Annotated in this window: 8 protein-coding genes and 1 tRNA gene; 5 read left to right on the forward strand and 4 right to left on the reverse strand. The window is 36.3% G+C overall.

What is annotated here, in order from left to right:
- The first annotated feature begins 57 nt into the window (after nt 1-57).
- The 4 genes from ACK4R1_RS03185 to ACK4R1_RS03200 all read left to right on the forward strand — a co-directional run bounded on the left by ACK4R1_RS03185 (nt 58) and on the right by ACK4R1_RS03200 (nt 3,628).
- On the forward strand, nt 58-1,194 hold the full coding sequence (locus tag ACK4R1_RS03185; RefSeq protein ID WP_409683530.1) for a 1-acyl-sn-glycerol-3-phosphate acyltransferase: 1,137 nt from the start codon (nt 58-60) through the stop codon (nt 1,192-1,194).
- Complete coding sequence (locus ACK4R1_RS03190) at nt 1,184-2,212, forward strand: asparaginase (protein WP_409683533.1); 1,029 nt, start codon at nt 1,184-1,186, stop codon at nt 2,210-2,212. The genes ACK4R1_RS03185 and ACK4R1_RS03190 overlap by 11 nt, the downstream gene beginning before the upstream one ends.
- Nucleotides 2,213-2,272: 60 nt before the next feature.
- Nucleotides 2,273-2,359, forward strand: a tRNA-Ser gene (locus tag ACK4R1_RS03195).
- A gap of 573 nt (nt 2,360-2,932) precedes the next feature.
- Nucleotides 2,933-3,628: a porin family protein gene (locus ACK4R1_RS03200; protein ID WP_409683535.1), complete on the forward strand. Its 696-nt coding sequence runs from the start codon at nt 2,933-2,935 to the stop codon at nt 3,626-3,628.
- Here ACK4R1_RS03200 and ACK4R1_RS03205 read toward each other — a convergent pair.
- A complete protein-coding gene (locus ACK4R1_RS03205; RefSeq protein ID WP_409683538.1) occupies nt 3,623-4,228 on the reverse strand; it encodes a hypothetical protein in 606 nt (201 codons plus the stop codon). The two genes, ACK4R1_RS03200 and ACK4R1_RS03205, sit on opposite strands and share 6 nt — an antisense overlap.
- A gap of 92 nt (nt 4,229-4,320) precedes the next feature.
- On the opposite strand from ACK4R1_RS03205, the gene ACK4R1_RS03210 reads away from it, so the two are divergent.
- On the forward strand, nt 4,321-4,857 hold the full coding sequence (locus tag ACK4R1_RS03210; protein ID WP_409683540.1) for an ORF6N domain-containing protein: 537 nt from the start codon (nt 4,321-4,323) through the stop codon (nt 4,855-4,857).
- On the opposite strand, the gene rpoN is transcribed toward ACK4R1_RS03210, so the two are convergent.
- The 3 genes from rpoN to ACK4R1_RS03225 form a co-directional block, all read right to left on the reverse strand.
- The gene (gene rpoN, locus ACK4R1_RS03215; protein WP_409683542.1) at nt 4,854-6,320 is read right to left on the reverse strand and encodes an RNA polymerase factor sigma-54; all 1,467 of its coding nucleotides are present in this window, start codon (nt 6,318-6,320) and stop codon (nt 4,854-4,856) included. The two genes, ACK4R1_RS03210 and rpoN, sit on opposite strands and share 4 nt — an antisense overlap.
- 81 nt (nt 6,321-6,401) lie before the next feature.
- Entirely contained in the window at nt 6,402-7,847 is a 1,446-nt protein-coding gene (gene asnS, locus ACK4R1_RS03220) for an asparagine--tRNA ligase (RefSeq protein WP_409683545.1), read from the reverse strand.
- A gap of 60 nt (nt 7,848-7,907) precedes the next feature.
- Nucleotides 7,908-10,328, reverse strand: a complete 2,421-nt coding sequence (locus tag ACK4R1_RS03225; RefSeq protein ID WP_409683548.1) for an efflux RND transporter permease subunit — start codon at nt 10,326-10,328, stop codon at nt 7,908-7,910.
- Nucleotides 10,329-10,370: the final 42 nt, after the last annotated feature.

Here is a 10,370-nt window from a genome sequence, read left to right on the forward strand (position 1 = left end):
AAAACGTGATAAATTGACTTTTTTTTTGTTCTTTTGTTCATCAAAATTGAAAGATTAATGCAGAAATTCGATTCCATTCGTCCGTTTTATGATACTGAAGTGAATGAGGCCATTCAATCTGCAGTCAATCATCCGATGATGAAGGCTTTAATGGGTTTCACGTTTCCGGATGTGGACGAAGAAGTTTGGAAAAGCCAACTCAAAAAAACGCATTCTATTCGCGATTTCCAATGCAATTTTATTTACCAAGCGGTACAAAAAGTGCTTAAAAAAAGCTCAGAAGGACTTACAACCTCAGGTTTTGAAAAGCTTGAAAAGAATACATCTTATCTTTTTATTTCCAATCATCGCGATATTATTTTAGATACTTCTTTGTTGAATGTCGCATTATTTGACCATGGTTTGGTTATGACGGCTTCGGCGATTGGCGATAATTTGGTGCAAAAATCGTTTTTAAAAACGTTATCCAAACTCAACAGAAACTTTTTGGTCCAAAGAGGTTTACCACCAAGAGAACTTTTGGAAAGTTCTAAGTTAATGTCGGAATACATAGGTCAATTATTGTTGCGCGAAAATCGTTCGGTTTGGATCGCTCAACGCGAAGGTAGAACCAAAGACGGTAACGATGCCACACATTCAGGCGTATTGAAAATGCTCGGAATGGGTTCGGATGAAAAAAATTTGATGGATTATTTCAAAAAGTTAAAAATCGTACCGGTTTCTATTTCTTATGAATATGATCCTACGGATGCGTTGAAAATGCCACAATTAATCGCGGAAGCCAAAAACGAAATTTATATCAAAGAAAAAAACGAAGATTTCGTTACACTTTTAAGCGGCATCATAGGCCAAAAGAAACGCATTCATATTCATATTGGAGATGTTTTGGATAGCGAATTGGATGCAATAGCCTCTGAATTCGACAACAACAACAAGCAAATTCAAGCTTTGGCTCAAACCATAGACGATTCAATTTTGCAGAGTTATATGTTGTGGCCGACGAATTATATCGCTTACGATTTGTTGCACAAAACAGACCAATACGCTGCCTTTTACACTGAAAATGAGAAGTCACTTTTTGAAAGAAGATTGGAGATGAAAATCGACGAAAATAATCCGCAAATGTTGGAAAGTTTCTTGGCGATGTATGCCAATCCGGTGGTGAATAAATCCAAATATCAGAATGCAATCTAAACCCAATATATTGCTTATTTATACCGGTGGAACCATTGGTATGATGAAAGATTTTGAAACCGGCGCGTTAAAAGCTTTTAACTTTAAAAAGTTGTTGCAAAAAATCCCGGAATTGAAACAATTGGAGTGCAATATCGAAACGGTTTCTTTCGATAAACCCATTGATTCTTCAAATATGAATCCTCAAAAGTGGGTCAAGATTGCCTCAATTATCGAAGAAAATTACCATGCTTTTGATGGTTTTGTGGTGCTTCACGGTTCGGATACTATGTCGTATACCGCTTCCGCTTTAAGTTTTATGTTGGAGAATCTGAGCAAGCCGGTTGTTTTTACCGGTTCACAATTGCCTATAGGAGATTTGAGAACGGATGCTAAAGAGAATTTAATTACTGCCATACAAATAGCCTCTTTACAACAAAAAGGAAAATCTGTTATTCAAGAAGTTGGTCTTTATTTTGAATACAAATTATACCGTGGTAATCGCACTACCAAAATCAACGCGGAACATTTTAACGCTTTCACATCGCCCAATTATCCGCCTTTAGCCGAATCCGGTGTGCATTTAAATATTAATCCGAATGCAGTTTTACAAAAACAAACGGCCAAAAAATTATCTGTTCATAAAGAACTTGATGACAATGTGGTTATTGTAAAAATGTTTCCCGGAATCAGTGAATCGGTTTTATCGGCTATTGTGGCCATTCCAAACCTAAAAGGAATAGTTTTAGAAACTTACGGTTCAGGTAACGCACCAACCGAAGAATGGTTCATCCAAATTTTAAAGAAAGCCATCAAAAGCGGTTTGCACGTTGTGAATGTAACCCAATGTTCAGGAGGAAGTGTGAATATGGGTCAATATGAAACGAGTACACAGCTCAAGAAAATAGGCGTAATTTCAGGTAAAGACATCACGACAGAAGCCGCGATTACCAAATTAATGTATCTGCTTGGACAAAATGTGGCGCCAACTGTTTTCAAAACCATTTTTGAGACTTCTTTGCGTGGCGAAATGCAGTAATAAATTCCCAAACTAACTTTTTTTACTGAAAAAATTTGTTGTTCTTTGCAACTCCAAAAAAGAGAGGTGTCCGAGTGGTTGAAGGAGCAAGCCTGGAAAGTTTGTATGTGGGCAACTGCATCGTGGGTTCGAATCCCATCCTCTCTGCGATAAAAACCGAAGCGTTTGCTTCGGTTTTCTTTTTCTGAAAAAAATAGAAAGTTCACTTTCTAATTTTTTTCAAAAAAAGAAAACAGCCTTTGAAAAAGGCAAGGTTTCTATCGTCCAAGATTCCCCAAAAGGGCTCACCTTAGGTAATCCCAATATAAGTTCACTTTCTAATTTTTTTCATACAAAAGAATACAGCCTTTGAAAAAGGCAAGGTTTTTATCGTCCAAGATTCCCCAAAAGGGCTCACCTTAGGTAATCCCAATATAAGTTCACTTTCTAATTTTTTTTCATACAAAAGAAAACAGCCTTTGAAAAAGGCAAGGTTTCTATCGACCAAGATTCCTCAAAGGGAACACCGCAGGTAATCCTGTTATAAGTTCACTTTCTAATTTTTTTTCATACAAAAGAAAACAGCCTTTAAAAAAGGCAAGGTTTTTATCGACCAAGATTCCCCAAAAGGGCTCACCGCAGGTAATCCTTGGATAAAAAACGAAAATCCCGTTTTAAGGTAAATAATTGTATAATCAAACGAAATAATGTACATTCGCTATCGGATTAAGTCCAATAAACATGCGAATCAAACTCATTATTTCATTTTTTTTTATCACGTTGAGCTCTTTCGCTCAAGACGTTGAAAAAGACTTTGATGCGCCGGATTCGCTTTATCGCGAAGACCAGTTTTACCTTAATGTCACCTACAATACGTTACTAAAACGTCCCGATGGTTTAAAACAAAACAAGTTTTCTACGGGAATTGCTTTGGGTTTTTTAAGAGACATGCCTTTGAATGAAAAGAGAACTGTTTCTTTGGCAGTTGGTTTGGGTTATTCGTTGTCTATTTTTAATCAAAATATGGGGATTATTGATGTCAACAATGAAACCACTTACCAGATTTTAAATACCGATAATATCACTTTTTCTAAAAACAAATTGTCTTTGCATTACGTTGATTTACCTATCGAATTCAGATGGAGGAATTCAACGCCCGATAGTCATAAGTTTTGGCGAGTTCATTTAGGAATTAAGTTGAGTTATCTTTTTCATGACCAATACAAATTAGAATCTTCCCAAGGCAATGTTGGACAAACTAACCTTAAGGATTTAAACGATTTTCATTACGGTATTTATTTGACAACCGGTTGGAATACATGGAATCTTTATGCTTATTACGGTTTGAATCCCTTGTTTAAGTCCTCGGCTAAAATCGAAGGTCAGTCTATTGATATGAACTCGGCCAACTTTGGTTTGATGTTTTACATTCTATAGCCAAACGTAAAGCAAACCTATTTGTGGTAAGACGCCACACAAAAATCCTATCAGCAATTCTTTATTGGTGTGCGCTTTCATCACTAATCTTGAGGAAGCTACCAATCCGTTTAGAATAATAAAAAAGGCCACTAAATTTATTGTATTTATCTCATTTTTCAGGCTTAAGCCAATAATAAAAATGGTCAAAGCGCTAATGCCAATCATGTGAATGCTGGCTTTTATTTTGGCGTAAAGTAACAGAAAAGCAAAGATAGCACTCATAATTCCGCCCAAAAAGAAAAAGTATAAAGAAGGAAAACGGTCTACGGTAATGCTTTTTTGGATCAATATAGAAAGCAAGACGATATGCAGAAGCAAAGGAATTTTGCGATGTGAAATATCAGAGAGCATAATATTATCGATCTTTCCAAAGGTTCTCAGTAAATAGAAAAAAGCCATTGGCAACAAAAAAGTGATGATAACAATCTGCAAAAATAAAATCAGATATTGCGCCAGCGTAAAGTAACGAGCATCGAGTAGCACAAAAAAAACAGTTCCTAATAAAGGAATAAAAATGGGATGGAAGGCATACGAAAAAAAGGGCAGGATTTTTTTCAAAGTGATTTTGTTGCTAAGGCAAATATAGGAATTGAAGAAGAAATTTTTTGAAAGAATTTAACTATATTTGATAAAGATTTAAGTTTGAAAGCATGAAAGAAGATATCATTGTAACTGATGAAATTATAAGCAGTAAAATTTATGTAATAAGACAACAAAAAGTGATGTTAGACAAAGATTTAGCTGCACTTTATAATGTAGAAACAAAGCAACTGAAAAGGCAAGTCCGCAGGAATATTGAAAGATTTCCTGAAGATTTTATGTTTGAGTTAACTCAAAAAGAGCACGAGATTTTAAGGAGCCAATTTGGCACCTTAAAAAGGGGAAACCATTCTAAATATCGACCAATGGCTTTTACTGAACAAGGGGTAGCCATGTTATCAAGTGTTTTAAATAGCCCAACAGCCATAAAAGTAAATATTCAAATTATTCGGGTATTTACTAAAATCAGAGAAGTGTTAACCGATTCTTTAAGTCTGAAGTTAGAAATTGAAGAAATTAAAAAGAAACTTACCAATCATAATAAAAATATAGAACTCGTTTTTAATTATTTAGACGAGTTAATTGACAAGAAAGAAAATGCAGTTCCGAGAAAAGAAATTGGATACAAACCAAATGATAAGTATTAAATCTTCTTCCTCATCCTAGCCACAGGAATATCCAACAATTCTCGGTATTTCGCAATGGTTCTTCGGGCAATCGGATAGCCTTTTTCTTTGAGAATTTCAGCCAATTGATCATCCGGAAGTGGTTTAGATTTGTCTTCTTCTTCGATTATAGTTTTTAGAATTTTTTTGATTTCAAGCGTAGAAACATCTTCACCTTGGTCATTTTTCATCGCTTCCGAAAAGAATTCTTTAATTAATTTCGTTCCATAAGGCGTGTCAACATATTTGCTGTTCGCCACACGAGAAACGGTAGAAATATCTAACCCAACCATATCGGCGATATCTTTCAAAATCATCGGTTTCAATTTGGTTTCTTCACCGTCTAAGAAGTATTCTTGTTGGAAATGCATAATGGCATTCATCGTCACAAAAAGCGTTTCTTGGCGTTGGCGAATCGCATCGATAAACCATTTGGCCGAATCCAATTTCTGTTTGATAAATTGCACCGCATCTTTCTGTGAATGCGATTTGTCACGAGAATCTTTATAGGTCTGCAACATTTCCTGATAATCTTTGGAAACGTGCAACGTTGGCGCATTTCTGCCGTTTAAGGTCAGTTCCAATTCGCCGTCTACAATACGAATGGCAAAATCGGGCACAATTTGCTCAACAACCCGACTGCTACTGTCAAAAGAACCACCCGGTTTTGGGTTGAGTTTTTCGATTTCCTCAATGGCTTTTTTCAACCGTTCTTGGGTAATCTCGTATTTCTGAAGTAACTTTTCGTAGTGTTTTTTAGTAAAGGCGTCAAATTGGTTTTCGAGTATATCAATGGCCAATTCTACATATTCCGTAGGTGTTTTGTGTTTTAATTGCAACAATAAACATTCTTGTAAATCACGAGCACCAACACCCGATGGTTCCAATTCGTGAATGATATGGAGTATTTTTTCAACGACTTTCTCCTCAGTATAAATCCCTTGGGTGAATGCCATATCATCAACCATATCCGGAATGCTTCTGCGCAAATAACCGTCGTCATCGATGCTTCCCACCAAGAACTCGGCAATTTCTCGTTGTTCATCCGTTAAGATAAAAGTATTTAACTGATTGATTAAATCTTGATGAAAACTCACCGGCGCAGCAAAAGGCATTTCGCGGTCATCGTCATCATCGCTGTAATTGTTGGATTGTAATTTATAATCCGGTGTTTCGTCGTTGCTTAAATATTCGTCGATGTTGATTTCGTCTGCTTCAATGTTCTCGCTTCCTTCATAATCATCGTATTCATCATTGTTGTCAAACTCATCTTTCTCATACAATTCCTCCTCGTCTTTGCCGCTTTCCAAAGCCGGATTTTCGACCAATTCCTCTTTGAGCCTTTGTTCAAAAGCTTGCGTAGGCAATTGAATTAACTTCATCAGCTGGATTTGCTGTGGAGATAATTTTTGGGAGAGTTTTAGATTTAGGAATTGTTTTAACATAATTTATTTTGTTGTTTTTGTTTCAGGTTTTAGGTTTCAAGTTTGTAACCTGAAACTTTGAACTTGAAACTTGAAACTCATTTAGAACTCTGCATTTTGTGGCGTTCTCGGAAAAGGAATTACATCTCTGATATTAGTCATTCCCGTTACGAAAAGCACCAATCTTTCAAAACCTAATCCGAAGCCTGAATGCACAGCCGAACCAAATCGACGCGTGTCTAAATACCACCATAATTCTTCTTCATCGATGCCAATGGCTTTCATTTTTTCGACCAAAACATCATAACGCTCTTCTCTTTGCGAACCGCCAACGATTTCACCGATTCCAGGGAATAAAATATCCATGGCGCGAACGGTTTCTTTTCCGGGTTCGGTATTGTCATTCAGACGCATGTAAAACGCTTTGATTTTTGCCGGATAATCGAATAAAATCACCGGACATTTAAAGTGTTTTTCTACTAAGAAACGTTCATGTTCAGATTGTAAATCGGCACCCCATTCTTCTATAAGGTATTGGAATTTCTTCTTTTTATTCGGCGTTGAATCTCTTAAAATGTCAATCGCTTCTGTATAGGAAACGCGTTTGAAATCATTATTCAATACAAAGTTTAATTTTTCTAACAAAGCCATTTCGCTTCTTTCCGCTTGTGGTTTTTGTTTTTCTTCGTCTAGTAATCGGCCTTCTAAGAATTTCAAATCATCGGCACATCTTTCTACAGCATATTTAATTACAAACTTGATGAAATCTTCCGCCAAATCCATATTGTCAACCAAATCATTGAAAGCTACTTCAGGCTCAATCATCCAAAACTCCGCCAAGTGACGCGAAGTATTCGAATTTTCCGCACGGAAAGTTGGCCCGAAAGTATAAATCTGACCTAAAGCCATCGCAAAAGTTTCGCCTTCTAATTGTCCGGAAACGGTAAGGTTAGTATGTTTTCCGAAGAAATCTTTTTTGTAATCAATTTGTCCGTCTTCTGTTCTTGGCAAACTGTCGAGCGGCAAAGAAGTCACTTGGAACATTTCGCCTGCACCTTCTGCATCAGCTCCTGTAATTACAGGCGTGTTCACATAAACAAATCCTCTTTCTTGAAAATAAGTATGAACCGCATGCGCTAATACCGAACGCACTCGCATAATGGCCCCGAAAGCATTGGTACGCACACGTAAATGGGCATTCTCTCTCAGGAATTCCAAAGAGTGTTTCTTAGGTTGCATTGGGAATTTTTCCGCATCACAATCGCCTAAGATTTCCAATTGAGCCACTTGAATTTCGTATTTCTGTCCCGCGCCTTGGCTTTCTACCAATTTCCCAGTCAAAGCCACTGCCGTTCCGGTGTTGATTCTTTTCAAAGTTTCTTCCGGTGTGTTTTCGAAATCGACAACACACTGTAAGTTATGAATGGTTGAACCGTCGTTCAATGCGATAAATTGATTATTTCTAAAAGTTCTTACCCAGCCTTTTACGGTTACTTCATAGTTCGTTTTCTCGCTACCTAGTAGGTCTTTAACTTTTGAATGTTTCATTTAAATATCAGAGATTAAATTTTAAATATTTAGATTTTATAATCTAAACGCAAATATAAATTATTTATTGTTCTTTTCCATTTCAGTTGTTTCGTCGTCGTCTTTTTGTTCTAAAACATCAATTTTAGGCTCTATAAACTCTTGTTCGTTAGCTAACGATTTATTTAAGGTTAAGACCAAACAAGGTAGTAACATTAAATTAGATAACATACCAAAAAGCAAAGTTATGGCAATTAATCCACCAAGTGCTACAGTTCCGCCAAAACTAGAGAGCAGAAAAATAGAAAATCCGGAGAATAATACAACTGAAGTATAAAACATACTAACACCGGATTCTTTGATAGTGGCGAAAACCGATTTTTTAATTTTCCAATTGTGCTTGCCCAATTCTTGTCGGTATTGTGCCAAAAAATGAATGGTGTCATCAACCGAAAGTCCAAAGGCGATGCTGAAAATCAAGATAGTTGACGGTTTCAACGGAATGCCAAAATAACCCATTAAACCTGCTGTGATAATCAGAGGCAATAAGTTAGGAATCAGAGAAACTACTACCATTTTGAAAGATCGGAACATGAAAATCATCAATAACGAAATCAATAAAACAGCGAACAGCAATGAAGTAACTAAGTTGTCAAGCAAGTATTTCGTTCCTTTTTCAAAGACCAATGCTTTTCCGGTTAAGGTCACTTTGTATTGCTCTTCCGGGAAAATAGTTTTGATTTTGTCTAACAATTTGTTTTCCACTTTTTCCATGTTTCCGGTGCCAATGTCTTTCATGAAAGTGGTAATTCGAGCTACTTGACCATCTTTGCTGACGTAACTTTTCATCAAATCGGCATCTGAGTTTTTAGTCGAATTTTTAGCATAGGTTAAAATAAAAGCTTGTTCTTGTGAAGTTGGCAAAGCATAATATTCCGGGTTTCCGTTATAAAAAGCTTGTTTGGAATACTTGACCAAATTCACCATAGAAATTGGTTTCGAAAGTTCGGGAATGCTTTCAATAGTTTGTTGAAGTTCGTCCATTCGTCTTAGCGTGGACAATTTCATTACGCCTTTTTTTCGTTTGGTGTCAATGGTAATCTCCAAAGGCATCACGCCGTCAAACTCTTTTTCAAAAAAAGTGATGTCTCTAAAAAAATCGGTATTTTTAGGCATGTCTTCAGTTAAACTACCTGAAGTTTTAATTTGCAAGGCTCCAAAAATGCTGCAGAAAAAAAGCAAAATCGCTACAGTATAAACATAACGACGGTTGTATTTTACTGTTTTTTCAATCCAATTAATAAATTTCTGAGTGTAATCACGGTTTAAATGTTCTAGGTGTTTGGCTTTTGGAACCGGCTGATAGCTGTAGTAAATAGGGATGATGATCAAACACAAAAAGAACAATGCTACAATGTTAATGGCGGCAATCAAACCAAATTCTTTGAGCAGCTCACTATTGGTAATCATAAAAGTCGCAAATCCGGCCGCAGTAGTAAGGTTCGTCATCAAAGTTGCAGTTCCAACTCGGGTAATTACCCTTTGCAATGCGCGGGCTTTGTTACCGTGATTTTGAAATTCTTGTTGGTATTTGTTGGTGAGGAAAATACAGTTGGGAATACCAATAACAATCACCAAAGAAGGAATCAATCCGGTAAGTATCGTAATTTCAAAATTGAATAAGCCGATAAAACCAAAAGTCCACATGACCCCGATAATAACAATCAGTACCGAAATCAAAGTAGCGCGATGCGAACGGAAAAACAAGAAAAAGATCAGCGAAGTGATGAAAAGTGCTGCGCCAATAAACAAGCTGATTTCTCCCAAAATGCTTTTGGCGTTCAAAGTTCTGATGTATGGCATACCCGAAACTTTTAAATCAATACCGGTTGACTTTTCAAAAGCTTCAATTTTCGGAATAAAATTTTGGACTATAAAATCTTTTCGTTTGGGTGTATTGACAATTTTCTTGTCCATGTAAATCACCGAGCGAATGGTGTTGTTTTTATTGTATAATAATCCTTCGTAAAATGGAGTTTTTGAAAAGAGTTCAGTCCTGATTTCCTTTAAATAGTTAGCATCAGCGGTTTTATTCGAATTGATGAAGGGTTTGATTTCAAAGGTTTCCGTACTGTCGTTTTTCTGAATTTTTTTAATGTTATCAATGGAAACAACCAACTCGATTTCGGGTTGATTTTTGAGTTCATCGGTTAATTTAGTCCATTCTTTGAAAATTTTCGGGGTAAATAATCTCGGATCGTTAGAACCAATAACCATTACATTTCCTTCTTCGCCAAATTCTTTAAGAAAAGTATTGTATTCTTGGTTGACAATGTGATCATCGGGTAATAAGTTGGCTTCCGTGTAAGTGAAATGGATGTTTTTCCATTGCAAGGCTAAAAAGAGCGTAAAAAGACCGATGCCACTTATTATCGCAATTCTGTTTCGAAGTACAATACCTGCGATAAATTCCCAAAATCCAACTGTTATTTTCTTTTTCATGCCAATTTTAAAACGGTTGCAAAGGTAATTAAAACCGTAAAA

Source organism: Flavobacterium sp. (assembly GCF_046293665.1).
Classification (GTDB): domain Bacteria; phylum Bacteroidota; class Bacteroidia; order Flavobacteriales; family Flavobacteriaceae; genus Flavobacterium.

Coding starts and splice junctions, on each gene's coding strand:
- rpoN (WP_409683542.1), bottom strand. CDS start 6,320: ATGTTAAAACAATTCCTAAATCTAAAACTCTCCCAAAAATTATCTCCA.
- ACK4R1_RS03200 (WP_409683535.1), top strand. CDS start 2,933: ATGCGAATCAAACTCATTATTTCATTTTTTTTTATCACGTTGAGCTCT.
- ACK4R1_RS03190 (WP_409683533.1), top strand. CDS start 1,184: ATGCAATCTAAACCCAATATATTGCTTATTTATACCGGTGGAACCATT.
- ACK4R1_RS03225 (WP_409683548.1), bottom strand. CDS start 10,328: ATGAAAAAGAAAATAACAGTTGGATTTTGGGAATTTATCGCAGGTATT.
- asnS (WP_409683545.1), bottom strand. CDS start 7,847: ATGAAACATTCAAAAGTTAAAGACCTACTAGGTAGCGAGAAAACGAAC.
- ACK4R1_RS03210 (WP_409683540.1), top strand. CDS start 4,321: ATGAAAGAAGATATCATTGTAACTGATGAAATTATAAGCAGTAAAATT.
- ACK4R1_RS03185 (WP_409683530.1), top strand. CDS start 58: ATGCAGAAATTCGATTCCATTCGTCCGTTTTATGATACTGAAGTGAAT.